Genomic DNA, 26,599 nt, shown 5'->3' with positions numbered 1-26,599 from the left:
GTTCCTACGACACATAAAGACACAGTCTGACGGCAATAAATCAGGTTGCCGACAGACTTGGAAACACTCTAATCCCGCTATATTTCTTATAACAAAAAAGAATATAACTTTTGTTTTAACAGCCGGAACTACGGGTTAGGGTGTCGCTCCTTTTGTTCAAGAATGGAGCGCGAACCTTGCCTCTACGTAGTTCTATCACCCGTTTTTTTCAGCTTGAAGCAGCAGGCGGCTTATTACTGATTGCTGCCGCCGCCCTGGCGCTGATCATCAACAACTCCCCTTTGTCCTGGCTGTATAACGCCTTTCTCGACGTTCCGGTTGTCGCCCAGATCGGCGCAGTACAAATCGCCAAACCGCTTTTGCTCTGGATCAACGATGGCCTGATGGCGCTGTTCTTTCTGTTGATCGGCCTTGAGGTCAAACGTGAAGTTCTGGAAGGGCATCTTTCCAAACCTTCGCAGATTGTCCTGCCCGGTGCGGCGGCCATCGGCGGCATGGTCATTCCAGCGCTGATCTACTGGGCGCTGAACAAGGACGATCCCACGGCCCTGAGCGGCTGGGCGATCCCGATGGCCACCGACATCGCATTCGCCCTTGGCGTCCTCGCCCTGCTGGGCAAACGCGTTCCGGTATCGCTCAAGCTGTTCCTGATGACCCTGGCAATCATCGATGACCTGGGCGCCATCGTGGTGATCGCGCTGTTTTACTCCGGCGAACTGTCAAACCTGTCGCTGATTCTGGCGGCGGCTTCCATTCTGTCGTTGATCGTCATGAACAGACTCGGTGTGGTAAAGCTCGGGCCTTACCTGCTGATCGGCCTGCTGCTGTGGGTATGCGTACTCAAGAGCGGCGTGCACGCGACTCTGGCGGGCGTGGTGCTGGCGTTCTGCATTCCACTGCGTACCCGCAACGAAGAATCCTCGCCACTGCTGACCCTGGAACACGCGCTGCACCCATGGATCGCCTACGGCGTTTTGCCGCTGTTCGCCTTCGCCAACGCCGGGGTATCCCTGAGCGGCGTGACCCTGGAAAGCTTCACCCACCCGGTGCCCATGGGCATTGCGGCAGGTTTGCTGCTGGGCAAAACCCTCGGCGTCTTCGGCCTGACGTGGCTGGCCATCAAACTGGGCATCGCCGCCCTGCCCCAAGGCGCCAACTGGGGGCAAGTGCTGGGCGTATCGATCCTGTGCGGCATCGGCTTCACCATGAGCCTGTTCGTCGGCTCCCTGGCCTTTGAACCGGGCAACAGCGCTTACGCAGGCGTCGACCGCATGGGCATTCTCACCGGGTCGATACTGGCAGCGTTTATCGGATATGGGGTGATGGTGGTTGCCAGCCGGAGGAATCAGGGGCAGTAACCTAACCTTCGTTGCGCACTCAAGGTTAACAAGCGCCTCGTCTATAGGGGCGCATGTAGCCGATTTCATACAAATTATGCAGACAGAACGCACGGCTGGATCAGGTCACGGGTTTGTAGCGATTGCCGTTATAGAAGGGGAACATAAAAAAACTAAAGAAGGATGAAATTATGTCTTCTACCATTACGCCCTCCCCGCATGCGCAGCAGCACGCTTTCATAGCCCCGCGATATCGTCCAGGCCTCGACTACTGGCAATCCATCAAACAGGATTATCAAACCGGACTGGCAGAAGGGACAATTACACCCGAGCGGGAAGAAGTTTATAAGTCACTGCTTTCTACAGAGGGTTTCAAGTACACCACCGTTCGCGCCCCCTATAACAAAATTGGTTTGCAAGCTTCTCTGGAAGCCGTCGAAAATCTCCCTCCCGAAATAAGCGAAAAGCTGGCCACATCATTAGGTCACTACGAAGACGACGCCGTATATACCCTCAACTGGATGATGAATTTGAGGATGGAGCAAATGCAGGAGATATTTACTGGATTCAAAGACCAGCTGCGTATATGCCTGCCTGATCTGGCTGATAAAAACTTTGGTTTCACCGTCAATGAATATGGGATCCTGGAGGTGACTTCTCCGAAAGGTGCTCTGAGTGACAAAGAAATCAACCAGCTGAACGGCTGGCTCAATGATCTGGACGATTTTAAAGAACTGACCTTTGAACATGCAAAACTGGTTGTTCACAGCCTGAAGCACGTACCAGAGCTGACTAAATATGACGGTATTGTCACTTTGAAAAACATCTACAAATTTGTTGATTACGGTTTATTGCTTCAAAATGGCGGCACCAGCCCGGCTAGAGGATTCTCGTGGGTGGAACAATTGCAGGTGCAAGGTGAAAAAATTCTTGAACAACAGCAAGCCGAGAAAAAATCGAAAAAATAATGTGCATTACAGCAAACCGGACGCATACGGATATGCGCCCGGTTCAAGAGTTATTAAATCAATACAACAGCCACTGCTTGCAGATATGTCCAAAGGTATTATCAATGGTCCCTGAGTTCCATCGGTAACCTCGATCGTCGCCCTCCAGTTTTGCGACCAACCGGCCCGGGTTATACCTGAGATTCCACCACCGTTTTAATGTTCCATTACCAGTAGAAAAGGAGTTGGAGACCATGCTGCCCTCACAGCCGGGCAAGGCTATCGTGGCTGCCGCCCGACCATCGACAGCAGTGTATAGGTCGATTTTTTCTGCAACTCCAACTTGGATACTGGCTTTTGCACCTTCAAGCGGTTGCCCGGTCGAATCATGGATATGTATCGACCAGTTTACTTCCCGGAAAGCTTGAAAAACCCCGGCATAAAGCGGCAAGCCTTGGGCGTCACTTCTAATCAAGTCCGCACTGGCGTGATAAGGCGCAGAACCAAATCGAAATTCATAAGCACGAGACACCGTGTTGCTGTTCGGACGTTTGAACACCCTGATCAACACTTCATCCCCAGGCGTCAGCTTATCGAAAATATGAACACCGTTGGCCGGCAGCAACTGCCAGACATCTCCGGTTTTATATTCATAAGCGACCCCTGGTTGCCAGCTTGCCGGACGCGTCCCCCTGAACATCACGTTCTGCCCACGTACCGCCGTAAAACTATAATATTTTACCTCCGCATTGTTTTGTAGAAAGCCATTAAAACCATGCAGCTTATCCGCCAAAATAATTGGCTGCACCGCATCTTGCGCCACCACCATTGTATCATCCAGATTTTTCGCCGCCACAGCATTTACCATTCCGCTAAGAAGCGCGAGCGCAATAGTCATATACATTGCGTGCTTTTTAAACAAAGATTTACGCATGATCCATGATTCCTTTTTTATTTTTCAGCCGTCTTCTGGGCGATAGAAGTCCACACCCGTTATGGCTGTTGATTAACCGTTAGCAAACTAATCGCAGGCGCACATGAAGCCACCCGCGGCCAGCTATTTATCAACTGACAACCAAGACATAATCAATCCCACGACCTGCCGTCAATACGAAACACGATGATTAATAGAAACTAGCTGGACTCTCGATTGATTCCGAAACCACTTACTCGCGCACATGCACTTTCCTACATCAACTAGGTCGATAGACTCCGAATCCGCACATAGAATACTTTCGCAAAAAATCTAGACAAAAAAATGCCCGCATCCAAAGACACGGGCATTTTTCATTACTTCTTACAGATCCATCCGGATCTGCCGTCAAACCATCAGTGCGTCACACGACTCGTGCCGTTGACGCTCATGATGCGTACGCGCTCGCCGACGCGGAAGATTTCGTTTTCCTGGACTTGCTGCACGTAAGCGCGCATGGAACCGTCGTCTTCGCGAACGGTGATTTCCACGCCTTGGGTGCGGGTCAGTCCTTCTTCGGTGGCCGAGCCCAGCAAGCCGCCGGCTACCGCACCAATGACTGCCGCGACGATACTGCCGCGACCGCCACCAATGGCGCTGCCACCCACGCCGCCGACAACCGCGCCTGCGCCTGCACCGATAGGCGTCTTGGTGCCTTCGATCTTGACCGGACGCAGCGACTCGATGGTGCCCAGGCGAACGGTCTGCACTGTCCGCGCTTCATCACGGGAATAGGAGTCGCCGGTCAGATTCGACGTACAACCACCCAGTGTCAGCGCCATCGCGGTGAATGAGGCAGCCAACAGAACAGACTTACGCATATCGGTATCTCCAGAGGAACAGGTAGCCATTAGACTTCGCGCAACAGGCACTGTCACGACCCCAGCCTCGTTAATTTAAGATCATTCAGGCGCTATACAGCAGCGCCTTCATAGCGGTATGACGACGGGCCGGGCGAAAAATTCAACGAACAGGATCAGGGCGCGAGTCGTTCCCGCGTCCACTGGTTATCCAGCAGGCGATAGTTCAGGCGATCATGCAGACGGCTCGGCCGTCCCTGCCAGAACTCGATGCGTTCGGGCCACAGCCGGTAGCCTCCCCAATGCTCGGGGCAATGGGGTTGAGTGTCGATGAAGCGTTGTTCGGTTGCCTGGATCATGCCCTCCAGCTCGGCGCGATCAGCGATCACCCGGCTCTGCGGCGAAGCCCAGGCGCCGAGGCGACTGCCCAATGGGCGGACCTGGAAATACGCGTCGGACTCTTGCGCCGTGACCTTGACCACGCGCCCTTCAATACGCACCTGGCGTTCCAGCGTCGGCCAGAAGAAGGTCATGGCGGCAAACGGACGCGCCGCCAGTTGCTGGCCCTTGGCGCTGTCGTAGTTGGTGAAGAAGGTGAAGCCTTGAGTATCGAGGCCCTTGAGCAAGAGGATCCGGCAATGCGGACGCCCGTCCTCGTCCACCGTCGCCAACGTCATGGCATTGGCTTCAACGGGTGCCTGCTCGGTTTTCACCGCTTCGGCAAACCATTGATGAAACAGGGCAAACGGCTCATCGGGCGACTGCGCTTCGGTCAAGCCATCGCGGGCATAGTCACGGCGCATATCGGCCAGAGACTGGGTCATGACGTCCATCCTTCGCTGAAAAAAATCCTGGGGCTGACTCACCTTGGCAAGCGCGAGTCAGACCGGCTACTCAGTTGCTGGCCTGATCCGTCGCGGCCGGCTTCTTCTTCACAGCAGCCTTGGCTGGCGCGGCTTTGGCCGGAGCGGCTTTTTTCGCCGGCGCTGCTTTTTTCGCAGCCGGGGCTTTGGCGACCGGCTTCTTGGCAGCGGCTTTGGCCGGGGCTGCTTTCACCGCTGGTTTGGGCGCAACCACTGGCGCTACTGCAGCAGGCTTGGCGTCCTGCACCGCAACCATGGTTGGCGCAGGCGGCAATTGATATTTAGCCATCAGCGCCGCCATGGTGTTCTGCGGCGTCATCAGGATTTCCACACGGCGGTTCAGCTTGCGACCTTCGGCGCTGTCGTTGGCTGCACGAGGCGCAACCGCACCCATGCCGCGCAGGCTCAGGCGATTACGCTCCAGACCGCTGAGGCGGAAGATCGCGGCGATCGATTGCGCGCGTTCCTGGCTGATTTTCTGGTTGGCAGCCGTAGGGCCACTGGTGTCGGCGTGACCGAGTACCAGCACGGCGGTTTTCGGATCAACTTCAACGATTTTTGCCAGACGAGTGATCGGACCCAGCGTAACCGGCAGCAACATGGCCGGACGATCAGGGTTGAACGAACTGTCCACTGGCGCCGTGATCACCAGCAAATCTTCACGACGTTCGATCTCGAACGGCGTGTCCTTGATCGCCAGGCGCAGACGTGGCTCGTATTCGTCGAGCCAAGCCTGGGTCACTTTAGGGTCGATCTTTGGCGCGGCTTGCGGCTCGTCCTTCTTGCTGCTGCTGAACGGCCACCACCACTGGGTATCAGTCTCGGACTTGGCGACCAGCGGCGGCACGGTTTTTTCAGCGGGCTTGCTGGCGGCGCTGTCGGCTTTCGGTGCAGCGCTGTCGCTGGAAGCGAACGGCCAGTACCAATGAGTGCCGCCTTCGGCAGGGGCAGCAGCGGCTACTGGTGCAGGTTTGGTTTCCGTAGCCTTGGCTGGCGCGGCACCAGGCGCTGAAGCATCGGCGACCTTGTCGGCACCGAACGGCCACCAGCTGGAGCCGGTGGCGGCAGAATCATTCTGAGGCGTTTGAGCACAGCCCGTGACAGCAAAACAAAGGGCGATAGCGAGGCTTTTATTAGACGACATGGGTGACCCACAAAAAATAGTAAGCAGACAAGGGGACTTGGCAGAGCCCATATAACACGCATAAACAGACTGTTGGAAAAGGAAACCGTCACACGGTTCCTGTTCGGGCCGATTAATCGACAGTCGGTAAGAAACAAGTACTTATGCACACAACTTAGAGCAAACACTCACTCAGCACCCGAGCCAGCTTCTGCGCGCGAGGATCCATCAGCACATACGGGCCCAGAGTGTTGGTGACGAAGCCGAAAGCCACTTCACGCTCAGGATCGGCAAAACCTGTGGAACCGCCAGCCCCTGGATGGCCAAACGCCTTGGCGCCCAGGCCATACGTGGCATTGGGAACGGTGGGCTGATCGAGCATGCAACCCAGACCAAAACGCGTCTGGGTCAACAAAGTTTTGTCCTGGCCGACGCTGTGCTCGCGGGTCAGTTCGCCGAGTAATTCCGGCTCCAGCAGACTGCCATCGAGCAGGCCATTGTAAAAACCGGCGAGGCTGCGCGCGTTGCCGTGGCCGTTGGCAGCAGGCTGTTGCATGCGCCGCCATTCAGGCTTGTTGGTGCTGGTCATGATCGACGGCGGATTGGTAAACGCCCGCGCCGTCATGGAATTGGGCTCGCGCAGGGTGGTTTGCAGTAGCCGCTGCGCAGCCTCGTCGCCGGTATTGCCTTTGCCCCGTGCGATGTGGGCAACGCGGTGGAACTGGTCATCGGCCAGACCGACATGAAAATCCAGGCCCAGCGGCCGTGCCACGCGGGCAACGATGGACTCGCCCGGCCCGCGACCATCCGCGCGACGCAGCATTTCGCCCACCAGCCAGCCATAAGTGATGGCGGCGTAACCGTGCCCCTGCCCCGGCGTCCACCAGGGTTGTTCCGCCGCGAGCGCGCTCGTCATGGTTTCCCATTCGTACAACGCCTGAGCGGGCAGCAAACCGCGCAACGCGGGCAAACCTGCCTGATGGCACAGCATCTGGCGCAAAGTAATGGCTTCTTTACCGGCTGCGGCAAATTCCGGCCAGAGCCGAGCGACAGGCTCGTCCAGCTTGAGCTTGCCCTCACCCACCAGTTGCAGCGCGGTCACCGCCGTGAAAGTTTTGGTGCAGGAGAACAGATTGGCGATGGTGTCGCTGTGCCAAGCCTCGGCGCCATCCTTGTCGGCAGTGCCAGCCCACAGATCGACCACGGTTTCGCCGCCGATCTGGATACACAGCGCAGCGCCACGCTCTTGAGGATCTTCGAAGAGTGCCGCGAACGCTTCGCGCACGGCTTCGAATTTAAGCTCGAAATGACCCTGAATCTGCACCCGCTGGCTCCCGAAACGACTGATCTGAAAAAATGGTCTGCATTGTTTCAGCGATTGGACGCTTTGGGAACCGGCTCCGCTCAAGGTTGCGTGGTTTGAGGCGTTGCGCCGGGATCGGCAGCAGCCTTGTTCGCGGCGGCTTCCTTGTTCAGCACAACAGCCACCTGGCGATTGCTCTTGCGCACCGTTTCCACAAAACCCTGAAACGGCAGATCGGTAATGCCCACCAAACCGAGATGGCCGTTTTCGCCATCCAGCAAACGCCCGGTGACCGGCTGGTCCAGATACTGGAACCAGTGCACGCCAACAATCGACGGCTCGGCCAGCGCCTGTTTGAGGAAGTTGGCGTAGGCCGGCCCGCGATCTTCTTCCCGCGCGACTTCCATCGCCCCGCCCCAGAACGGCCCGCGATCACGGGAGCCGAAATGGAATTCGCTGACCAGCACTGGTTTGTCCAACTGGCGCAGCGCGGCGAAGTCGTAACCGTCCTGCGGCTTGGGCGTATAGAAGTTGAAACTCAATACATCGCAATATTTGGCGCAGGCGGCCACCGCTTCGGGCGTGCTGATCGAATAACGCCCGCCCAGCAGCAAGTGATTGGGGGCGTGCCATTTCAGCGAATCGGAGATGGTCTTGAAGTAGGTTTCGGCAAACACTTGCTGGAAGTACTTGAAGTCGGCTTCGATTTCCGGATGTTCGGGGTTGGGCAGCGGCGGCTCGAAACCAGGGTCTTCCATGAATTCCCAGGCGGTCAACTCAATGCCCCAGGCTTGGGACAGCCCTTGCTGATTGCGGTATTTGTCGCGCAACTGCTTGAGAAACGCACGCTTGGCCGGCGCGTCGGTGGTCATTTTCATGGTGCCGTAGGCCAGCGCGTAGCGGGCTTTGGGATCATCGCCCGGCCCGGCCCAGGCCAGTTCGTTATCGGCGAAAAAACCCACCAGCCACGGATCATCGCGATGGTCGCGGGCGGCGATGGCGATGGCCCGTTCGGCAGCCATGGCAAAACGCGGATCGAAGGGATCAGGCATGCCGCCCCACCAATCCTGGCCGGTGCTGATACTGGAATAGTCGCCATAAATCGACAGCGGCAAGGTGTAAGGCACCCGATCCTGAGAGCCAAGCAATGGCTCGCTCCAGTTACCGACGGTGTTGAATCCCCAGGCTTGCAGGCGATCGAGGGTGCGCTCGACCCAATGCTGAAGGTCGTATGGCGCGGGTTTGCATTCCACGGCAGCAGCGACCGGTTCGGCCGGGCTTGACGCTACTGGCTCACAGGTTTTCGGGCCATAGATTCGCTGCAGATTGGCCCCGTAGAAATCGAACCAGCGACCTTTATCGAACTGGCGATCCTTGCCGGAGCCATTGTTACTGTGATTGTCGCCCTTGCCGTAGGACGCGCCCAGCGGCTCATTCTCTTGGGGCAGGCTGGCGAACATCGATTCGCGGCCTTCAACGTAGGTCGCGCTGTCGTCCGCCGCGACCGCATTGATGCCCAACGAGTAAAACGGGTGGCCTTCAGGGGTGACCAGATACCAGCGATCCGCGCGTTTTTCAGTGCGAAAGAAACCTTTCGCGTCGAAGGCCGGGCCGTCGAGCCAGCCGCCGAATTTATCCAGCCCGGAACGCTCCGTGAGCCAGGCCTGGGTCTGCTGCTGCTCCTTGGCGGCAGCAGCCTTGAGTTGCTCGTCGCTGCTGACTTTCTCCGGCCATTTGCCACGGGAAAACTGACCGTAGCCATCGACGATGCCGCTGTAGACGGCCTGTTGAATCGCGTCGCCTTGCTGCACGCCGAAACGCTCCAGCAAGATGCTCTGCGCGACCTTCGGCTGAGTCATCGACAGCGTGACAGAAACCACCTGGCTGCGATCAAGCTCGCCCTGAGCATTGGCGAGCAAGATGCGCTGCCCGTCGTAACTCCACGGCATCGGCGGTGCGGCGCGCATGCCCTGGGTCAACGGCGAACTGGCCTGTAACGGCACCAACAAGGTTTGAGCCGGGCCTGCGGGCAAGTCCACGCGACTGTTGATCACTTTGCCGTCGGCGCTCTGAATCTGTACATCGACGGTCAGCGCCCAATCCATTGCGCTCTGGATGCGCAAGGTCATGGCGCTGTCGGCGGACCAGTCCCAGACACCGTTTTGTGGCGTCAGGCGCAGACTCGGCCGGGCCACGGGATTGAACACCACGCGCCGCAGCACTTCGCCTTCGGCGGTCTGTTCGGCGTTGGATTGCGGCAGGCTGGTGTTATCCGTGGCGACCTGCACCACGTCGGCCGGACGCACAAAGCTGAACAGCGTCTGCTGGCCAGCCGGCTCGGCGAATAGAGGTCCTGCGCAGGCCATGACCAGCACGGCAGACAGTGAGCGGCGAATCATGTGATCAGGTTCTCCTTGATGATCTGAATCCTGTGGCCTGTGGGCGCGTCGCACTTGGCCGATATCCGATCGTAGGAGCGGCTTCAGCCGCGAGAACCCTCTCCCGGCTAAAGCCGGTCCTACGGGCCAGGCGGTTGTGCATAGACACCCGGACCAGGTTAAGACCCGATCCGGCGCCAATGATGCCGAGGATTTTTCAGGAAATTTCGCGGCGGAACGGCGGCAAGGCGTTGAGGATGGCTTTGCCGTAACGCTGGGTGACCACGCGGCGGTCGAGCAGCGTGATGGTGCCGCGATCTTCTTCGGTGCGCAGCAATCGCCCGCAGGCCTGGACCAGACGCAACGAAGCATCGGGCACGGCGATTTCCATGAACGGATTGCCGCCACGGGCTTCGATCCATTCGGCCAGTGCCGCTTCGACCGGATCGTCCGGCACTGCGAACGGGATCTTGGCAATCACCACGTGCTCGCAATACGCGCCGGGCAAGTCCACGCCTTCGGCAAAACTGGCCAGCCCGAACAACACGCTCTCCTCGCCGCTGTCGACCCGCGCCTTGTGCTTGTTGAGGGTTTCCTGCTTGGACAGGTTGCCCTGAATGAAGACTCGCTTGCGCCAATCGCGCTCCAGCCCGTCGAACACGTCCTGCATCTGTTTACGCGACGAGAACAACACCAACGTGCCGCGTGAGCCTTCCACCAGATTCGGCAATTCGCGGATGATCGCGGCGGTGTGCGCCACCGAGTCGCGCGGATCGGCTTTCAGGTCCGGCACGCGCAGCACACCTGCATCAGCGTGATGGAAAGGGCTCGGCACCACCGCCGTCACCGCGCCCTTGGGCAAACCGGCACGCATGCGATAGCGGTCGAATTTACCCAGTGCGGTCAGCGTCGCCGACGTCACTAGCGCGCCGTAGGCAATGTTCCACAAATTACGACGCAGCATTTCAGCGGCGAGGATCGGGCTGGCGTTGACTTCGATATCAAACAACGAGCCGCTGTCGGCCAGGGTCAGCCAGCGCGCCATGGGCGGGCTGTCTTCCGGGTCTTCGGCGGTGAACGCTGTCCACAATTCCCAGTTGCCGTGGGCGCGGGCCAGCAGGCTGCCAAACAGCGGATACCATTCCTCGGCCTGATGGCTGGCGATGCCGATGTTGACCTCGCCGTCCATGCCTTCCTTGAGCAGGTCGGTCAGGCGCGTGAACAGATCGTCCAGGCGCGCAAAACCTTTCTTCAATTCGATGCCCATCTCGCGGATGTGCTCGGGCACCACGCCACCCACGAACCGATGACGCGGGCGCTCGCGGCCTTGCATGTCTTCGCCGGCACGAAAATCCGCCAGTTGTTCGCAGGCGGTGAACATGAACTGCTGCTGGCCCTTGATCTCACGCGCCAGTTCCGGCACCTGTTCGATGTACTTGCCCAGATCACCCGGCAATGGATGCTGGGCGAGCAATTTGGCGAGGTTCTTGGCGGTTTGCTCAAGCCAGTCCGCAGTGGAGCGCAAGCGCGTGTAGTGGGCGAAGTGGCCGATGGCCTTGTCCGGCAGGTGATGGCCTTCGTCGAACACGTACAGCGTCTCGCGCGGATCAGGCAACACAGCGCCGCCGCCCAGCGCCAGGTCGGCCAGCACCATGTCGTGGTTGGTAACAATTACGTCGACCTTGCCCATGCCTTCCCGGGCCTTGTAAAAGGCGCACTGCTGGAAGTTCGGACAATGCCGATTGGTGCATTGGCTGTGATCGGTGGTCAGACGCGCCCAGTCCTGATCGGGCAGTTCCTGGGGCCAGCTGTCGCGGTCGCCGTCCCACTTGTTGCCGGCGAGTTTTTCGATCATCGACGTGAACAGCTTCTGGCTGGCCTCATCGACTTCGATCTTGAAGCCTTCTTCTTCGAAGAGCTGCGCAGTGGCGTTGCTTGCATCGCCTTCCTGCAACAGCATGTCGAGCTTGGACAGACACATGTAGCGACCGCGCCCCTTGGCCAGGGCGAAGGTGAAATTCAGCCCGCTGTTGCGCATCAGGTCGGGCAGATCCTTGTAGACGATCTGCTCTTGCAGGGCCACGGTTGCCGTCGCAATCACCAATCGCTTGCCCGCCAGCTTGGCGGTGGGAATCGCCGCGATGGCATAGGCCACTGTCTTGCCGGTACCGGTGCCCGCCTCGACCGCAACCACCGCCGGGTCTCCCGAACGCCGGCCTTCCTCATCGGTGTCGACGTCGCCCAGCACTTTGGCGATCTCGGCGATCATCAAACGCTGGCCATAGCGCGGCTTGAGGCTCTTGGCTTCGAGGAAACGCGAGTAGGCGCCCTGAATCTGGGACTTGAGTTCGTTACTGATCATGGCTTAGGTCGGGCTCGGGCGCTGCTGGGCATCGGTGACAATTAAAACGCAAAACTGCTGGATATATCTTCAGTAGTTCTCACGGGCGGCTATCATACCCCGCAAATTCCATCCGCGCAGAACGGAGTACCTGATGACACCTTTCGCCCTTGTCTACACGTTGCATGTTTTGGCCGCTCTGGTCTGGGTTGGCGGCATGTTTTTCGCCTGGATGGTCTTGCGACCGGCGGTCGGCGCGGCGTTGGAAGGCCCGTCTCGCCTGAAATTGTGGGTCCAGGTGTTTCCACGGTTTTTCGTCTGGGTCTGGGCCACGGTGGTGGTCCTGCCGATCACCGGCGTGGGCATGATGCACCTGCACTTCGGCGGCTTCGACGGCGCGCCGCGCTACGTGCAGGTGATGATGGGCCTGTACGTGGTCATGACTGCGCTGTTTATTCGTATCCAGTCATTGCAGCTGCCGGAACTGCGCCGCGCAGTGGACGCTGAGAATTGGGCCGAAGGCGCCGCCGCACTCGGTCGGATTCGCCGGCTGGTGGGGATCAATTTGCTGGTGGGTCTGGCCGTCGTGGTGATTGCTTCGGCGCGACCGGGGTTCTGAGACTCCCGTTTATTCCCTGAGCATCACGGGCGGGGCTGGCGTTTCGCGGACAAGTCCCCTCCTACCGGTTTTGCATTGGCCCGGCAGGACCAGACTTGTCCCCGAGACCGGTTTTGCAGTGGCCCGGTAGGACCGGACTTGTCCGGGAAGAACGATAACGCGGTGGGTCTGGTCCACCGAGGCGCTTGATTCGCGAGCAAGCTCGCTCCCACTGTCGTGCTTACAGCCGCTGAACCGTCAACGCGCCCGCTGGCCCGGCAACACCCGGCTGGCCTGGCAGACCTTCACGTCCGGCCTTGCCGCCATCGGCGCGATAGACGATGCAACCCTTGGACGCTCCGCCCTTGCCGGCACGACCGCCCTGACCCGCCGCACCTCCGGCACCACCCTCGACATTGACTTTGATGTGCGCGGCTGGGAATGCCAGCGGCAGTTCCAGACGTACCTGGCCACCTGCGGCGCCGTCGTGACCATTGCCGCCGTCGTCGCCATTGAAGCCACGTCCCGCCTGACCCCAGGTGCAACCCGGCGCTTCGCCGTTGGCGCCATCGAGGCCGACATAACCGGGCGCGCCCGTGCCGCCGCGGGCATCAACCGACAGCTCGGCTGCGTTCAGGGACTCCAGGCGCAGCGTCAGATTTCGCCCCGGCAACGGCGCTTTCTCATAAGTGCCAGGCGACCCACGCGCCGTGATCTGGCTGCCTTCGCCAAGCTGACCGCGATGCACCACCAGACTGAACGGCTGGCTGCCGGGCACAATCGCAATGCGCGCCTCATGGCCCAGCACCAGTTGATCGACCTTGACTTCGGTAAGGCCGGACGGAATCAGCAAGGTGCCGTAATCCGCGACTTCCAGACGCTCTAGCTGCAGCACGCTGGTGGCATTGGGCAGGCGCATCAAGGAATGGCTTTCAACCGTGATGGTCTGGGCCATCGCCAAAGGACTGCACAGCGCGGCGAGCAGCAAAAGACTACGCATGAGCGGCCTCCGAGGACGATTTAGGGAAGGATTGCAGGTGAAAAATGCCGAAGACCAGAATCTGCAGGCGATCACGCCAAGGATGCTTGCGCCCGCGCAGGCTGCCATTGAACAGCAGCAGTTCGGCGACGTGCGTCAAGATCAGCAGGCTGCCCGCCAGCTTGATCAGCATCGCGAACGGCGTCGGCAACACGATTACCAGATTCAGCAGTACCACCAGCCAGAACCCTGACGTCAGCAGCTTCCCCAATCCCCAAAACACCTTCATTACTCGCCCCTGGTCATGATTTTTTATGCGAACGCTTATTATTGCGTGCGTTTTCCGCGCGCACAGTAGACGGCTTGCTTGCCGAATATGCCAGCGGGGTGATGAAAATTCTTCACGCAGTCGCGCGAAACTGCCGAACGGCGCAGGAAATGCAGGCCTGGCAACTGTGCCAAGCCCGCATTGGGAGGGAGAATCAGCGGTTGATCTGGATTTCTACACGACGGTTCAGAGAGCGACCGGACGCCGTTTTGTTGTCGGCCACAGGACGCGCTTCGCCATCGCCTTCGACCGATACGAACGCACTGCGCGGGATGCCGGAACTCACCAGATAGTCCGTCACCGAAATCGCACGTTTTTCGGACAGTTTCTGGTTGTAGGCATCACGGCCGACGCTGTCGGTGTGCCCGCTGACCCGCAACTGAGCACTCGGCGCTTCGCGTTTCAGGCGAGTGGCGATCAGATCGAGTTTCGATTTGTCGGCGGCGGTCAGGCGCGCCGAGTCGAATTCGAACAGCACATCGTTGATGACAATGACCTCTTCCTTGACCACCACCACTTCTTCAACCACTGCTGCGGGCGCTGGCTCAACCAGCGGACAACCGGTGGCGTCTACCTGAACTCCCTTGGGCGTATCGGGGCATTTATCGACGCTATTTTTCACGCCATCGCCATCATCGTCGCCGTCGCCATGTACCCAGCAATACGCGCCCGCCATCACGCCCACCGCGCCGCCCAGGCTGGCCGCAACCGCAGCGGTCTGGAACGCCCCCGCCGCCGCGCCCGCCAAAGCGCCGCCGGCCGCACATAATGGCCAGTCGGTCTTCTGCAAACCGGCACAACCGGTCAAGACACTGGTTACAAGAATCAGAGGTAACGCCGTCCGGATTATTCTCATCAATTTCTTCTCCCAAGGGTTCGGCCCAATGCGCCGCCACTCAAGTAAAGACATCACATCGCCACTTCGCCAGTTTGAGCCCGTATTTATTGGGGGAAAGGCAAATACCTGGCCACTTCTCACTGTGTCGCCGACACACATTGATGGGCCCTACGGGATTTGGTCAGGCTCAATGGGGCGTAGCTGCTGGTTCAATCCCGACAGGACTAGGCCCGCCGCCGAGAGCGCGCTAGTCTTGCAGGTCAATACGAGGATTTTCGATGAGCGAAGGCTTTTCCACCCGCACGCCCCAGCAAGCGCTGGCCGCCCTGCTCGACCAGCAGGCGCCGCGTCGCCTGCTGATGATCGGTACGCAGACATTTCCGGCGCTTGAGGCGTTCAAGGACGCGCATCCGGAAACCGAAGTGTTTCATGCCACGCCGGGATCATTGCCAGCGGAACTGGCCGCGCAGCGCTTCGATTTGGCGCTGGTCGTCGATTGCCTGGAACACCTGCCCAAGCGCGCCGGGCTGGAATTGCTGGGCGGTATTCGCAACCTGAACGCCAGCCGCATCGCGGTGCTCGCCGATTTGCCTGCCTGCGGTTGGCAGGACACGGACTTCTATTCCCTGGCCCTGCAACTGACGGAGCGCTTCGGCCGGGACGAACAAGTGTTGACGCTGTTCACCTACGACCTGCGCGAATACAAACAAGTACCGGATTGGCTCAACGCACGTTTCTGGGCCAACCCGGAGAATTTTGGCAAATATTGGTGGTGACCCATGAGTAGCGCTATCTGCCCATGCGGCAGCGGAGATTTGTTGATCACCTGCTGCGGCCCTTTTCATGCCGGCCAGCCTACGCCTTGCGCCGAAAAACTGATGCGTTCGCGCTACAGCGCCTACGTGCTGGGCCTGGTGGATTACTTGCTGGATACCACGCTACCGGCGCAGAAAGCCGGGCTGGATCGCGAGTCGATCAGCCTGTGGAGCCTGCAAAGTACCTGGCTGGGACTGGAAGTCGAAAGCACGGAAGTTTTCGGCGGCAAGCCGGAACATGCGTTCGTCACGTTCACGGCACGCTGGCATGACGGTGCAGGCGAGCACAGCCATCGTGAACGCTCATCCTTCGTACAGAATCAGGGCCGCTGGTACTTCATCGATTCCACCGTGCCGCTCAAGGCCGGCCGCAACGATGCCTGCCCGTGCGGCAGCGAACAGAAGTTCAAGAAGTGCTGCGCCAGCTACATGGCCTGATTCATTTCAGGCTCAGGTGCGAAGTGTCCGGCGCTGGTCCGGCCTTGGGTTTTTCCTCCTGACCCATGTCGCTGCCGGCCGGGGCCAGGCTGATGCCGGAAAGGTCCAGGCGCGGCGCAACGGCTTGGGGTTTGGCGTCCTGCAAGTCGCTGCCGGTTTCAAAGAGTACGAAATCCGGCGCATCGACGTCCACGAAAGCAGCCATGTACACATCGCGCGGCGCGACCTGCAGGCGGCCCTTGCTGGCTGACGGTTTGCGCAACCAGGCGGGTTCGTCCGGCGGCGGCGCCAGTTCCACTTCTTCGATCTGCTGCGCCATGGCCAGAACTTCGACCAACGCTCCGGCACGTTCCAGGGTCGAGCGATACTTTTCAGCGGCCGCTGCGTCAAGGTTGTTCTTGAGCACCAGACGCCGCCCGGAAAACAGCAGCGCCAGGCGCTGGGCATCGGCCTGAAACAATTTCCCCAGATTGGCCTGCACTCGTTCAAGCTGAGCGCCGGGTATCAATTGGCCATTAAATACAATTTCATAAAGATTCATGGGTCAGACTCTGTAGCTCGTGGCATGAGTATGCGTACGCTCGGCAAATGGAACAAGCAGGCCGCCCTGCTAAACTCTGGCCTCAAATGGAGCACGACAATGTTTTTACAGGCGCATGTGATCAGAACAATTAGCCTGGCGCTGCTGCTCTCGGTGCTGGCCGGATGCTCGAGCCTGGTGGTCAGCGACTACAAGGAGCCCGTGGTGCGCCTGACCCGCGTCGAAGTGGTCAAGGCCAGGCTGATGCAGCAGGATTTCAAGCTGCATTTTCGCGTCGACAACCCCAACAGCGGCAGCATGCTGGTGCGCAGCCTGCGTTATAAAGTCATGCTCGGCGACGTAATGCTCGCGGACGGCGAGTCCACCGACTGGTTTGTCGTTGACGGCGAAGGTCACGAGAACTTTGTCGTGCCGATCAGGACCAACCTCTGGCAGCACTTGAAATACATCGCCAGGCAGCTGAAAAAGCCTGATCAGGCGATTCACTACCGCCTGGAAGGCAAACTCAAGACCGGCTTTTTGTTCCGGCACAACGTGCGTATCGGCCGCGATGGGGAGATAATCCCCGGCGATTTTATTCCGGAGTAACCCCGATGACCCAGCAAGACCACGTGCATGGCCCTGATTGCAATCACGATCACGACGATCACGCCCATGACCATCACGACCACCAGCACGGCCACGTTCATGGCCCGAACTGCGGTCATGCTCACCAGGAGCCGGTGCGCAACGCCTTGAAAGACGTTGGCCGCAACGATCCTTGCCCGTGCGGCAGCGACAAGAAATTCAAGAAGTGCCACGGCGCGTAACGTGTCGAGCCTTGCCGACGGCCTGCCTTGCAGGCCGTTTTCATTTGTGCGATCCGCTGAAGTCGGAGTAAAACAGGGGGTCTTTTTTTGCGCTGAACTCATTCGGAGCTTTCAATGATCGACCTGCATTACTGGACCACGCCCAACGGTCACAAAGTCTCGCTGTTTCTTGAAGAAGCCGGTCTGCCGTACAAGATCTTCCCGGTGAACATTGGCCAGAACGATCAGTTCAAGCCTGAATTCCTCAAAATCGCCCCCAACAATCGCATTCCGGCCATTGTCGATCACCAACCTGCCGATGGCGGCGCGCCGCTGAGTCTGTTCGAATCCGGCGCGATCCTGCTGTATCTGGCGGAAAAAACCGGCAAGTTCATCCCGCAGGATCTGCGTGGTCGGCAGGTCGCCTTGCAGTGGCTGTTCTGGCAAATGGGCGGACTGGGGCCGATGGCGGGTCAGAATCATCACTTCAACCGCTTCGCCAAGGAAAAAATCCCCTACGCGATCAAGCGCTACGTCGACGAAACCGCTCGACTGTACGGCGTGCTGAACAAGCAGCTGGACGGCCGCGACTTCGTGGCGGGCAGCGAATACAGCATCGCGGACATGGCGATCTACCCGTGGATCGTGTCGCACACCTTCCAGGAACAGAACCTCGACGACTTCCCGCATATCAAGCGCTGGTTCGAAACCGTCGCCAAGCGCCCCGCCACCCAGCGGGCGTACGCGCTTGTGGACAAGGTGAATCCGCCGAAATCATAAAGTTCAAGCGTGATCGCGGTCAAAGCCGGTCGTACGGACGAGCGTGATCGCGGCCAACGCTGAAAAACCTTGAAATAAACTCCCGTTCCCCGCTTGCGTGCCGCGCGCCTGCTCTCTAACGTAGCGCCTTTTATACGCCACCCCCGCAGGAGCTCCGCCCATGGCCTCGCCAGCCCTTTCCAAATTTCTACCCCGGTTCGGCGCTGCCGCCGCTGCGGCGGGTTTCCTGAGTCTCGCGGGCTGCCAGCTCGGCGGTGGCGACACCGATACGCTGATGCCGAATTCAGGCACGATTGCGATCAAGGGCCTGGCGCAAAACGTTTCGGTGCGCCGCACGCCACAAGGCATGCCGCTGATCGAAAGCAGCACGTTCCACGACGCGCTGTTCACGCTGGGCTATGTGCATGCCAATGACCGCATCACGCAAATGGTCGGCATGCGCCTGCTCGCCCAGGGTCGGCTGTCGGAAATGGTTGGCTCCAGCGCCCTGGACGTCGACCGCCTGATGCGCGCGGCCAACCTGAAACGCAACGCCGGCGAGCTGTACAACGCCGCGTCACCACGTCTCAAGCGCTTCTTTGAAGTCTATGCCCGAGGCGTCAACGCCTACCTGTTCCGCTATCGCGACAAGTTGCCTGCCGACCTGGCCTCCTCCGGCTATCGCCCGGAATACTGGAAAGCCGAAGACTCGGCGCTGATTTTCAGTCTGCTGAACTTCAGCCAGTCGGTTAACTTGCAGGAAGAATTGTCCGCGCTGGTGCTGGCGCAGAAAGTCGGAGTCGACAAGCTGGCGTGGCTGATTCCGACTTATCCGGATGAAGAATTACCCTTCGCCGAAGCAGAAAAGCTCAAGGGTTTGAACCTCGGCGGACAAGTATCCGGGCTTGGCGATCTGAATAAAGTCGCCCTGCAACTCGCGGACTTGAACATGCTCGGCGTCGCGGCTTCCAGCAACTGGGCTATCGCACCGCAGCGCGCTCGCAATGGCCGCAGCTTGCTGGCCAACGACATGCAGCTGCCCGCCGCATTGGCCTCAGCCTGGACGTTCGTGCAGATTCGCGCGCCGAAATATCAGGCGGCCGGTACTTCAATCGCCGGTCTGCCGCTGATCCTGTCAGGCTTCAACGGCAAGCTTTCCTGGTCCATGGCCTCGGTGATGGGCGACAACCAGGACCTGTTCCTGGAAAAACTCAAGCGGGAAAACAATCGCCTGATGTACATGGCCGATGGCAAATGGCTGCCGACGACGTCCCACGAAGAAACCTTTTTCGTCAAAGGTGGCAGCCCGGTGCGCGAAGCGGTCTACGAGACGCGTCACGGCCCGCTGCTCAACAGCAATCTGGGCGGACAACTGAGCAATGGTCTGGGCCTCGCGCTACAAACCCCAGACTACAAAGATGACAAGAGCCTGGACGCGTTCTTCGACCTGTCCCGCGCCCCGAAAGTGGACAAAGCTTTCGACGCGAGCCGGGAAATCCGCGCCATCGCCCTGAACATGGTATTCGCCGATGCCGCGAACATCGGCTGGCAAGTCACCGGCCGCTTCCCGAATCGCCGTGAGGGCCTGGGCCTGCTGCCGTCGCCGGGTTGGGACAGCCGCTATGACTGGGACGGTTTCGCCGACGCGATGCTGCATCCCTACGATCAGGATCCGACTCAAGGCTGGATCGGCACCGCCAACCAGCGCACCTTCCCCAAGGGTTACGGCATGCAGCTGTCCAACTCGTGGAAGACGCCGGAACGCGCCGAACGTATCGCCGAGCTGGCCAACAGCGGCAAGCAGGACAGCCGCAGCGTGATCGCCATGCAATACGACCAGACCACCACCTTCGCCGCCAAGCTGAAGAAAATGCTTGAAGCGCCAGGCATGGTCAAACCACTCAAACAAGCCATTGATGCCCTGCCCGAGGCCGAGCGCGGTAAAGCGCGCGAGGCTTACACGCGCTTGATGGCATTCGACGGCAAGCTGTCGGCAACGTCCGCCGACGCAGCGCTGTATGAGCTGTTTTTGCAGGAAAGCGCCCGGCAGATTTTTCTCGACGAACTGGGTCCGGAAAGCAGCCCGACCTGGAAAGCCCTGGTGCAGAACGCCAGCCTGTCTTACGCGCCGCAGGCCGATCACCTGCTGGGGCGCGAGGACAGTCCGTACTGGGATGACGTGAAAACCCCGCAGAAAGAAGAAAAGCCGACGATTCTGGCCCGCAGCCTCGCAGCGGCCATTACCGCTGGCGACAGCCAGTTGGGCGGCGATCACAAGAGCTGGCAATGGGGCAAACTGCATCGCTACCTGTGGCAAAGCAATCCATTAATCCCTAACAGCGTCGAGCATGGCGCAGTTGCGGCGGGCGGCGATCACAGCACGCTGAACATCGCGGCTTATCCATGGGGAACGAATTTCGACAGCCCGGTGGCACCCGGCATGCGCATGATCGTCGACTTCAGCCAGGCCGAACCGATGATGGGCCAGGTCAACATCGGCCAGTCCGGCAACCCGGCCAGCGCCAATTACAGCGACGCCATCGAGCCTGCGCTCAAGGGCCTGTATCAGACGATTCCGGTGCAACAGCAGAATCTTGAGAAGGCCTATGGCAAGCAGCGGTTGACGTTGGTGCCGGGGAAATAGCACGTCCTGAAATGTGGGAGCGAGCTTGCTCGCGAAGCCGGTGCTCCTGACTCATGGATGTGCTGAACCTTCGCGCAATTGCATGTAGGAGCGGCTTTAGCCGCGAGAATGCCCTCCCGGCTGAAGCCGGTCCTACGGCTCGAACTTCCTCCCCCGCCCCGCCTCATAACTAACAAGCCCATCGCATTGGTCATCCCATTGCTGAACCTTCGCGCAGTTGCATGTAGGAGCGGCTTTAGCCGCGAGAATGCCCTCCCGGCTGAAGCCGGTCCTACGGCTCGAACTTCCTCCCCCGCCCCGCCTCATAACTAACAAGCCCATCGCATTGGTCATCCCATGGATCTTGTTATCGCTCGCCCCGAAGGTCTGTATTGCCCGCCCGGGGATTTTTATATCGATCCGTGGCGCCCGGTGGAACGTTCGGTGATCACCCACGGCCACGGCGATCACGCCCGCACCGGCAACGAACATTACCTGGCGGCGGCCCGCGGAGAAGGGATTCTGCGCGCCCGGCTGGGCCAGGACATCAACCTGCAAACCCTGGAATATGGCGAAACCCTGCTGCACCACGGCGTGAAACTCAGCCTGCATCCGGCTGGACACGTGCTGGGCTCGGCACAGGTTCGCCTGGAATATAAAGGCGAAGTCTGGGTCGCGTCCGGGGATTACAAAGTCGAACCGGATGGCACCTGCGCGCCGTTCGAACCGGTGCGTTGCCACACATTCATCACCGAATCGACCTTCGGTCTGCCGATCTACCGCTGGCAGCCGCAGGCGGAGATTTTCGCCGGCATCAACGATTGGTGGCGGGCCAATGCGGCGGCCGGCAAAGCCAGTGTGCTGTTCGCCTATTCGTTCGGCAAAGCTCAGCGAATCCTGCATGGCATTGATCCGCAGATCGGTCCGATCCTCGTGCATGGCGCAGTCGAGCCGCTGAACCGGGTGTACCGCGAAGCTGGCGTGCGCATCCCTGAAACCCAGTACGCAGGCGACTTCAAAAAGACCGATCCGGCGCTGCGTCAGGCGTTGATCCTCGCCCCGCCTTCCGCTGGCGGCAGCACCTGGATGCGGCGCTTTGGTGAGTTCAGCGATGCGTTCGCCAGCGGCTGGATGATGTTGCGTGGCACCCGCAGACGGCGCGGCGTGGATCGCGGCTTCGTCCTTTCCGATCACGCCGACTGGCCGGGCTTGTTGTGGGCCATCGAAAATACCGGCGCGGAGCGGGTCATGGTGACCCACGGCTCGGTGGCGGTTCTCGTGCGTTACTTGCGCGAATCCGGGCTGGATGCCCAAGGCTTCGTCACTGAATACGGCGACGAGGAAGACGCTGGCGAGGCCAAAGCCCAGGCGCCTGCATCAGCGGAAACGGAAACAGAAACGGACGAGGTGGCGCCATGAAAGCCTTCGCCGAACTCTATTCCCGGCTCGACGCAACCACTTCCAGCAACGCAAAACTCGCCGCCATGCGCGAGTATTTTGCTCAGGTTCCCCCAGAGGATGCGGCCTGGGCAGTGTACTTTCTGGCCGGCGGACGCCCACGCCAACTGGTGCCGACCAAACTGCTGCGCGAACAGGCCATGACCCTGGCGCACTTGCCCGAATGGCTGTTCGAAGAAAGCTATCAGGCGGTCGGTGATCTGGCGGAAACCCTGTCGCTGCTGTTGCCGGAAGCGGTGCACAGCTCGGATCAAGGCCTGGCGATCTGGATGGAGGAACACTTGCTGCCCTTGCGCGGCCTGCCGCCGGAAGAGCTTGCCGAGCGTCTGTCCGGCTTCTGGACGCAACTGGATCGCGTCAGCCTGATGGTCTGCATCAAATTGATCACCGGCAGCTTCCGGGTCGGCGTGTCGAAGTTACTGGTGACCCGCGCCCTCGCCGCCCTGGCGGACATCGACAGCAAGCGGGTCGCGCAACGTCTGGTTGGCTATACCGATCTGTCCCATCGCCCGACCGCAGCCGGTTTTCTCAAGTTGATCGCCGAAGAGTCCGACGACGAACACGCCCAGCGTGGCGGCCAGCCCTACCCGTTTTTTCTCGCCCATGCCCTGCAACAGCCGGTGGATCAGTTCGAAACCCTGCTCGGCCCGGTGGATGACTGGCAGGTGGAATGGAAATGGGATGGCATTCGCGCGCAAGTGGTCAAGCGCGAAGGTCGGTTGTGGCTCTGGTCGCGGGGCGAAGAGTTGGTCACTGATCGCTTCCCGGAGCTGCACACACTGACCCAGAGCTTGCCCGACGGGACGGTGATCGACGGCGAAATCGTGGTCTGGAAAGCGCCACCGGGCGAAACGGTCGTCGACGGCGAGTTTGCCCTGAGCAGCGAAGCGCAAGTCGGCGCCGGGCCAGCGCAACCTTCGGTGCAACCCTTCGCGCTGTTGCAGCAACGCATCGGCCGCAAAACACTGGGCAAGAAAATCCTTGAGGAGGTGCCGGTGGTGGTGCTGGCGTATGACCTGCTCGAATGGCAGGGTCATGACTGGCGCAGTCGCCCGCAACATGAGCGACGGGCTCAGCTGGAAAACGTCATCGCAGCCTGCGACAGCCCGGTCTTGCTGCCGTCTCCGGTACTGACCGGCAAGGACTGGGCGGACCTGCAGAAACAGCGCGAAGCCTCGCGCAGCCTTGGCGTCGAAGGCATGATGCTCAAGGCCCGGGAAGCCTTGTACGGCGTGGGTCGCACCAAAGACATGGGCGTCTGGTGGAAGTGGAAAGTCGATCCGTTCAGCGTCGACGCGGTGCTGATTTATGCCCAGCGCGGCCACGGTCGACGTGCCAGCCTGTACAGCGACTACACGTTTGCGGTCTGGGATGGGCCGCCGCAATCCAGCGAACGCACGTTGGTGCCCTTCGCCAAAGCCTATTCAGGCCTCACCGACGAAGAAATGCGCAAGGTCGACGCCATTATCCGCAAGACCACCGTGGAAAAATTCGGCCCGGTGCGCAGTGTTACCCCAAGTCTGGTATTCGAGCTGGGTTTCGAAGGCATCGCGCTGTCCAAGCGGCACAAGAGCGGGATTGCCGTGCGATTCCCGCGAATGCTGCGCTGGCGCCATGACAAACCGGTGGCCGAGGCTGACAGCCTGTCGACGTTGCAGGATTTGTTGAGTTAGGATGCGCGCTCTTTTTTAGGGCGCCGATTTTTCTGCGCCCGGATCAATGCTCCGTTTGTGTGCGCGCCTGTGCGCAGTGCTACTCAATGGTTACTGAATGACTCCTGCGCGCGCGCCGACTGCAGACGAACACCCACACCTGGAAGCGTATCTGGCGCATTCAGGCGTTGCGCAAGGCGATTTTTTGTCCATTCGGAGCGTTTCGCGAACCAGCTACACTCTCGCAGTCGCGCGTAACCAGACTCGAAGACAGCATTGCGACAACTGCGTACATTTAAAACGCACGTTCGTATCTTTGGTTCGGAAATTGCTATCTTCTCGGGTCTGGCACCCGCCGGTAGCAAGCCTCGCGTGTTCCCAACGCTCATTTTGGTTTTAAGGACTGAACGATGAAAAAAGCATGGCTGACCCTCTCTGCATTGGCTGTTTGTCTAGCCGCTGGTAATGCAATGGCCAAGGAATACAAGGAACTGCGCTTTGGCGTCGATCCTTCTTATGCACCTTTCGAATCCAAAGCCGCCGACGGCAGCCTGGTCGGTTTCGACATCGACCTGGGTAACGCAGTCTGCGCCGAGCTGAAAGTGAAATGCGTCTGGGTCGAAAGCGACTTCGACGGCATGATCCCTGGCCTGAAAGCCCGCAAGTTCGACGGCGTGATCTCCTCGATGACCGTGACCCCGGCTCGCGAGAAGGTTATCGACTTCTCCAACGAACTGTTTTCCGGCCCGACTTCGCTGGTCTTCAAGAAAGGCGCAGGCCTGACTGCCGACACAGCCAGCCTGAAAGGCAAGACTGTCGGCTACGAGCAAGGCACGATTCAGGAAGCCTACGCCAAGGCCGTTCTGGACAAGGCTGGCGTGAAAACCCAGGCTTATCAGAATCAGGATCAGGTGTATGCCGACCTGGTTTCCGGTCGTCTTGATGCTTCGATCCAGGACATGCTGCAAGCCGAACTGGGCTTCCTGAAGTCGCCACAAGGCGCCAACTACGAAGTCAGCAAGCCAATCGACAGCGAACTGTTGCCAGCCAAGACCGCCATCGGCATCTCTAAAGGCAACAAAGAGCTCAAAGCCCTGTTGGACAAAGGCATCAAAGCCTTGCACGACGACGGCAAGTACACCGAGATCCAGAAGAAACACTTCGGCGATCTGAACCTGTACAGCGGTAAATAACACCCCGACGCCCATCGATTCCGACGACAATCCGGCGCCGTTTCGATGGGCGTTTTGTTTTATTGACCGCTAAAGGCTTTATCCATGTTCGATGCCCTTCTACAAAATCTGGGACTCTCGGCATTCAGCTTGAAAGGCTTCGGCCCGCTGTTGCTTGAAGGCACCTGGATGACCATCAAATTATCGGTACTGTCGCTATTGGTGAGCATCGTGCTCGGCCTGATCGGCGCCAGTGCCAAACTGTCGAGCAGCGCAATCCTGCGCGTGCCGGCGCAGATGTACACCACGTTGATTCGTGGCGTTCCCGATCTGGTCCTGATGCTGCTGATTTTCTACAGCCTGCAAACCTGGCTGAGCCAGCTGACAGATGCCATGGAATGGGACTACATCGAAATCGATCCCTTCAGTGCAGGCGTGATCACCCTCGGCTTTATCTATGGCGCGTATTTCACCGAGACGTTCCGAGGTGCGATTCTTTCCGTGCCTCGCGGCCAGGTTGAAGCTGCTACCGCTTACGGCCTCAAGCGCGGTCAGCGTTTTCGCTACGTGGTATTCCCGCAAATGATGCGTTTTGCCCTGCCGGGTATCGGCAATAACTGGCAAGTGTTGCTCAAGGCTACGGCGCTGGTATCGATCATCGGCCTGGCGGATCTGGTCAAGGCTGCGCAAGACGCTGGCAAGAGCACGTATCAGCTGTTTTATTTCCTGGTGCTCGCGGCAGTGATTTATCTGCTGATCACCAGCGCCTCCAACTTCGCGCTGCGCTGGGCAGAACGCCGCTACGCCGCCGGCAGCCGGGAGGCTCAACGATGATCGAACTGCTGCAGGAATACTGGCGGCCCTTCCTTTATAGCGACGGCATGCACATTACCGGCCTGGCGATGACCATGTGGCTGCTCAGTGCATCCATTGCCATCGGCTTTTGCGTATCGATCCCGTTGTCGATCGCCCGGGTATCGAGCAAAGCCTGGCTGCGCTGGCCGGTTCAGTTCTACACCTATCTGTTTCGCGGTACGCCCCTCTATATACAGCTGCTGATTTGCTACACCGGCATCTATAGCATCGCCGCCGTTCGCGAACAGCCGATGCTCGACGCGTTCTTTCGCGATGCCATGAATTGCACGATCCTGGCCTTTGCCCTGAATACCTGCGCCTACACCACGGAGATTTTCGCCGGGGCGATCCGCAGCATGGCACATGGGGAAGTCGAAGCCGCCAAGGCCTACGGCCTGACCGGCTGGAAGCTCTACACCTACGTGATCATGCCTTCGGCGTTGCGTCGTTCGCTGCCTTATTACAGCAACGAAGTGATCCTGATGCTGCACTCGACCACCGTCGCGTTCACCGCCACGGTGCCGGACGTTCTCAAAGTCGCTCGGGACGCCAACTCGGCCACGTTCATGACCTTCCAGTCCTTCGGTATCGCGGCGCTGATTTACCTGTGCGTCACGTTCATCCTGGTGGGTCTGTTCCGTCTGGCCGAGCGTCGCTGGCTGGCCTTCCTCGGCCCGGCTCACTAGGAAC

General features: G+C 59.5%; 25 protein-coding genes. 14 read left to right on the top strand and 11 right to left on the bottom strand.

What is annotated here, in order from left to right:
- Nucleotides 1-176: 176 nt before the first annotated feature.
- Together nhaA and CFII64_RS01560 are read left to right on the top strand one after the other, a co-directional pair.
- Nucleotides 177-1,358, top strand: coding sequence for a Na+/H+ antiporter NhaA (gene nhaA, locus CFII64_RS01565; RefSeq protein WP_020288987.1), 1,182 nt, complete (start codon nucleotides 177-179; stop codon nucleotides 1,356-1,358).
- A gap of 170 nt (nucleotides 1,359-1,528) precedes the next feature.
- Nucleotides 1,529-2,305 (top strand): hypothetical protein, encoded by a 777-nt coding sequence (locus CFII64_RS01560; protein ID WP_020288986.1) that lies wholly within the window; start codon nucleotides 1,529-1,531, stop codon nucleotides 2,303-2,305.
- 58 nt (nucleotides 2,306-2,363) lie between these two features.
- Here the strand turns inward: CFII64_RS01560 and CFII64_RS01555 are convergent, their stop codons facing one another.
- From CFII64_RS01555 to dinG, 7 genes are all read right to left on the bottom strand, one after another.
- The gene (locus CFII64_RS01555) at nucleotides 2,364-3,218 is read right to left on the bottom strand and encodes a hypothetical protein (RefSeq protein ID WP_020288985.1); all 855 of its coding nucleotides are present in this window, start codon (nucleotides 3,216-3,218) and stop codon (nucleotides 2,364-2,366) included.
- Between the two features lie 395 nt (nucleotides 3,219-3,613).
- Nucleotides 3,614-4,078, bottom strand: coding sequence for a glycine zipper 2TM domain-containing protein (locus CFII64_RS01550; protein ID WP_020288984.1), 465 nt, complete (start codon nucleotides 4,076-4,078; stop codon nucleotides 3,614-3,616).
- A 155-nt stretch (nucleotides 4,079-4,233) separates the two neighbouring features.
- Nucleotides 4,234-4,881, bottom strand: a complete 648-nt coding sequence (gene pdxH, locus CFII64_RS01545) for a pyridoxamine 5'-phosphate oxidase (protein WP_020288983.1) — start codon at nucleotides 4,879-4,881, stop codon at nucleotides 4,234-4,236.
- A gap of 70 nt (nucleotides 4,882-4,951) precedes the next feature.
- Nucleotides 4,952-6,064, bottom strand: a complete 1,113-nt coding sequence (locus tag CFII64_RS01540) for an OmpA family protein (protein ID WP_020288982.1) — start codon at nucleotides 6,062-6,064, stop codon at nucleotides 4,952-4,954.
- A 154-nt stretch (nucleotides 6,065-6,218) separates the two neighbouring features.
- On the bottom strand, nucleotides 6,219-7,367 hold the full coding sequence (locus CFII64_RS01535; RefSeq protein ID WP_020288981.1) for a serine hydrolase domain-containing protein: 1,149 nt from the start codon (nucleotides 7,365-7,367) through the stop codon (nucleotides 6,219-6,221).
- A gap of 80 nt (nucleotides 7,368-7,447) precedes the next feature.
- Nucleotides 7,448-9,745: a beta-galactosidase gene (locus CFII64_RS01530; RefSeq protein ID WP_020288980.1), complete on the bottom strand. Its 2,298-nt coding sequence runs from the start codon at nucleotides 9,743-9,745 to the stop codon at nucleotides 7,448-7,450.
- A gap of 196 nt (nucleotides 9,746-9,941) precedes the next feature.
- The gene (dinG, locus tag CFII64_RS01525) at nucleotides 9,942-12,086 is read right to left on the bottom strand and encodes an ATP-dependent DNA helicase DinG (protein ID WP_020288979.1); all 2,145 of its coding nucleotides are present in this window, start codon (nucleotides 12,084-12,086) and stop codon (nucleotides 9,942-9,944) included.
- Between the two features lie 133 nt (nucleotides 12,087-12,219).
- Here dinG and CFII64_RS01520 point away from each other — a divergent pair, with 133 nt between their 5' ends.
- Nucleotides 12,220-12,684, top strand: a complete 465-nt coding sequence (locus tag CFII64_RS01520; protein ID WP_020288978.1) for a CopD family protein — start codon at nucleotides 12,220-12,222, stop codon at nucleotides 12,682-12,684.
- 220 nt (nucleotides 12,685-12,904) lie between these two features.
- Here the strand turns inward: CFII64_RS01520 and CFII64_RS01515 are convergent, their stop codons facing one another.
- From CFII64_RS01515 to CFII64_RS01505, 3 genes are all read right to left on the bottom strand, one after another.
- A complete protein-coding gene (locus CFII64_RS01515) occupies nucleotides 12,905-13,663 on the bottom strand; it encodes a hypothetical protein (RefSeq protein ID WP_020288977.1) in 759 nt (252 codons plus the stop codon).
- Nucleotides 13,656-13,931 (bottom strand): DUF1145 domain-containing protein, encoded by a 276-nt coding sequence (locus CFII64_RS01510; RefSeq protein WP_020288976.1) that lies wholly within the window; start codon nucleotides 13,929-13,931, stop codon nucleotides 13,656-13,658. The genes CFII64_RS01515 and CFII64_RS01510 overlap by 8 nt, the downstream gene beginning before the upstream one ends.
- A gap of 193 nt (nucleotides 13,932-14,124) precedes the next feature.
- On the bottom strand, nucleotides 14,125-14,826 hold the full coding sequence (locus tag CFII64_RS01505; protein ID WP_044901082.1) for an OmpA family protein: 702 nt from the start codon (nucleotides 14,824-14,826) through the stop codon (nucleotides 14,125-14,127).
- Nucleotides 14,827-15,086: 260 nt separating this feature from the next.
- On the opposite strand from CFII64_RS01505, the gene CFII64_RS01500 reads away from it, so the two are divergent.
- On the top strand, nucleotides 15,087-15,584 hold the full coding sequence (locus CFII64_RS01500; RefSeq protein WP_020288974.1) for a DUF6231 family protein: 498 nt from the start codon (nucleotides 15,087-15,089) through the stop codon (nucleotides 15,582-15,584).
- A gap of 3 nt (nucleotides 15,585-15,587) precedes the next feature.
- Nucleotides 15,588-16,061, top strand: coding sequence for a YchJ family protein (locus CFII64_RS01495; RefSeq protein ID WP_020288973.1), 474 nt, complete (start codon nucleotides 15,588-15,590; stop codon nucleotides 16,059-16,061).
- Nucleotide 16,062: 1 nt separating this feature from the next.
- Here CFII64_RS01495 and CFII64_RS01490 read toward each other — a convergent pair whose 3' ends face one another.
- A complete protein-coding gene (locus CFII64_RS01490) occupies nucleotides 16,063-16,602 on the bottom strand; it encodes a hypothetical protein (RefSeq protein ID WP_020288972.1) in 540 nt (179 codons plus the stop codon).
- Nucleotides 16,603-16,701: 99 nt separating this feature from the next.
- Here CFII64_RS01490 and CFII64_RS01485 point away from each other — a divergent pair, with 99 nt between their 5' ends.
- The 9 genes from CFII64_RS01485 to CFII64_RS01440 all read left to right on the top strand — a co-directional run bounded on the left by CFII64_RS01485 (nucleotide 16,702) and on the right by CFII64_RS01440 (nucleotide 26,595).
- A complete protein-coding gene (locus CFII64_RS01485) occupies nucleotides 16,702-17,190 on the top strand; it encodes an LEA type 2 family protein (protein ID WP_020288971.1) in 489 nt (162 codons plus the stop codon).
- A gap of 5 nt (nucleotides 17,191-17,195) precedes the next feature.
- The gene (locus tag CFII64_RS01480) at nucleotides 17,196-17,411 is read left to right on the top strand and encodes an SEC-C metal-binding domain-containing protein (protein ID WP_020288970.1); all 216 of its coding nucleotides are present in this window, start codon (nucleotides 17,196-17,198) and stop codon (nucleotides 17,409-17,411) included.
- A gap of 114 nt (nucleotides 17,412-17,525) precedes the next feature.
- Nucleotides 17,526-18,170: a glutathione binding-like protein gene (locus CFII64_RS01475; protein ID WP_020288969.1), complete on the top strand. Its 645-nt coding sequence runs from the start codon at nucleotides 17,526-17,528 to the stop codon at nucleotides 18,168-18,170.
- Between the two features lie 160 nt (nucleotides 18,171-18,330).
- Nucleotides 18,331-20,793 carry a penicillin acylase family protein gene (locus tag CFII64_RS01470; protein WP_020288968.1) on the top strand — a complete coding sequence of 821 codons (2,463 nt, stop codon included), beginning with the start codon at nucleotides 18,331-18,333 and terminating at the stop codon, nucleotides 20,791-20,793.
- Between the two features lie 336 nt (nucleotides 20,794-21,129).
- Entirely contained in the window at nucleotides 21,130-22,191 is a 1,062-nt protein-coding gene (locus CFII64_RS01460) for a ligase-associated DNA damage response exonuclease (protein WP_020288966.1), read from the top strand.
- Entirely contained in the window at nucleotides 22,188-23,903 is a 1,716-nt protein-coding gene (locus tag CFII64_RS01455) for an ATP-dependent DNA ligase (RefSeq protein ID WP_020288965.1), read from the top strand. Before CFII64_RS01460 ends, CFII64_RS01455 begins: the two co-directional genes overlap by 4 nt.
- Nucleotides 23,904-24,292: 389 nt before the next feature.
- Nucleotides 24,293-25,075, top strand: coding sequence for a transporter substrate-binding domain-containing protein (locus CFII64_RS01450; RefSeq protein WP_020288964.1), 783 nt, complete (start codon nucleotides 24,293-24,295; stop codon nucleotides 25,073-25,075).
- Between the two features lie 84 nt (nucleotides 25,076-25,159).
- The gene (locus CFII64_RS01445) at nucleotides 25,160-25,888 is read left to right on the top strand and encodes an ABC transporter permease (RefSeq protein WP_020288963.1); all 729 of its coding nucleotides are present in this window, start codon (nucleotides 25,160-25,162) and stop codon (nucleotides 25,886-25,888) included.
- Nucleotides 25,885-26,595 (top strand): ABC transporter permease, encoded by a 711-nt coding sequence (locus CFII64_RS01440; protein ID WP_020288962.1) that lies wholly within the window; start codon nucleotides 25,885-25,887, stop codon nucleotides 26,593-26,595. Before CFII64_RS01445 ends, CFII64_RS01440 begins: the two co-directional genes overlap by 4 nt.
- Nucleotides 26,596-26,599: the final 4 nt, after the last annotated feature.

This window comes from Pseudomonas sp. CFII64 (assembly GCF_000416235.1).
Lineage (GTDB): Bacteria > Pseudomonadota > Gammaproteobacteria > Pseudomonadales > Pseudomonadaceae > Aquipseudomonas.
This window is presented reverse-complemented; position numbering and strand designations above follow the sequence as displayed.

Bases quoted from the DNA above. Each gene is read 5' to 3' on its own strand.
- CFII64_RS01560 (WP_020288986.1), top strand. From the start codon at position 1,529: ATGTCTTCTACCATTACGCCCTCCCCGCATGCGCAGCAGCACGCTTTC.
- CFII64_RS01555 (WP_020288985.1), bottom strand. From the start codon at position 3,218: ATGCGTAAATCTTTGTTTAAAAAGCACGCAATGTATATGACTATTGCG.
- CFII64_RS01550 (WP_020288984.1), bottom strand. From the start codon at position 4,078: ATGCGTAAGTCTGTTCTGTTGGCTGCCTCATTCACCGCGATGGCGCTG.
- pdxH (WP_020288983.1), bottom strand. From the start codon at position 4,881: ATGACCCAGTCTCTGGCCGATATGCGCCGTGACTATGCCCGCGATGGC.
- CFII64_RS01540 (WP_020288982.1), bottom strand. From the start codon at position 6,064: ATGTCGTCTAATAAAAGCCTCGCTATCGCCCTTTGTTTTGCTGTCACG.
- CFII64_RS01530 (WP_020288980.1), bottom strand. From the start codon at position 9,745: ATGATTCGCCGCTCACTGTCTGCCGTGCTGGTCATGGCCTGCGCAGGA.
- dinG (WP_020288979.1), bottom strand. From the start codon at position 12,086: ATGATCAGTAACGAACTCAAGTCCCAGATTCAGGGCGCCTACTCGCGT.
- CFII64_RS01520 (WP_020288978.1), top strand. From the start codon at position 12,220: ATGACACCTTTCGCCCTTGTCTACACGTTGCATGTTTTGGCCGCTCTG.
- CFII64_RS01515 (WP_020288977.1), bottom strand. From the start codon at position 13,663: ATGCGTAGTCTTTTGCTGCTCGCCGCGCTGTGCAGTCCTTTGGCGATG.
- CFII64_RS01510 (WP_020288976.1), bottom strand. From the start codon at position 13,931: ATGAAGGTGTTTTGGGGATTGGGGAAGCTGCTGACGTCAGGGTTCTGG.
- CFII64_RS01505 (WP_044901082.1), bottom strand. From the start codon at position 14,826: ATGAGAATAATCCGGACGGCGTTACCTCTGATTCTTGTAACCAGTGTC.
- CFII64_RS01500 (WP_020288974.1), top strand. From the start codon at position 15,087: ATGAGCGAAGGCTTTTCCACCCGCACGCCCCAGCAAGCGCTGGCCGCC.
- CFII64_RS01495 (WP_020288973.1), top strand. From the start codon at position 15,588: ATGAGTAGCGCTATCTGCCCATGCGGCAGCGGAGATTTGTTGATCACC.
- CFII64_RS01490 (WP_020288972.1), bottom strand. From the start codon at position 16,602: ATGAATCTTTATGAAATTGTATTTAATGGCCAATTGATACCCGGCGCT.
- CFII64_RS01485 (WP_020288971.1), top strand. From the start codon at position 16,702: ATGTTTTTACAGGCGCATGTGATCAGAACAATTAGCCTGGCGCTGCTG.
- CFII64_RS01480 (WP_020288970.1), top strand. From the start codon at position 17,196: ATGACCCAGCAAGACCACGTGCATGGCCCTGATTGCAATCACGATCAC.
- CFII64_RS01475 (WP_020288969.1), top strand. From the start codon at position 17,526: ATGATCGACCTGCATTACTGGACCACGCCCAACGGTCACAAAGTCTCG.
- CFII64_RS01470 (WP_020288968.1), top strand. From the start codon at position 18,331: ATGGCCTCGCCAGCCCTTTCCAAATTTCTACCCCGGTTCGGCGCTGCC.
- CFII64_RS01460 (WP_020288966.1), top strand. From the start codon at position 21,130: ATGGATCTTGTTATCGCTCGCCCCGAAGGTCTGTATTGCCCGCCCGGG.
- CFII64_RS01455 (WP_020288965.1), top strand. From the start codon at position 22,188: ATGAAAGCCTTCGCCGAACTCTATTCCCGGCTCGACGCAACCACTTCC.
- CFII64_RS01450 (WP_020288964.1), top strand. From the start codon at position 24,293: ATGAAAAAAGCATGGCTGACCCTCTCTGCATTGGCTGTTTGTCTAGCC.
- CFII64_RS01445 (WP_020288963.1), top strand. From the start codon at position 25,160: ATGTTCGATGCCCTTCTACAAAATCTGGGACTCTCGGCATTCAGCTTG.
- CFII64_RS01440 (WP_020288962.1), top strand. From the start codon at position 25,885: ATGATCGAACTGCTGCAGGAATACTGGCGGCCCTTCCTTTATAGCGAC.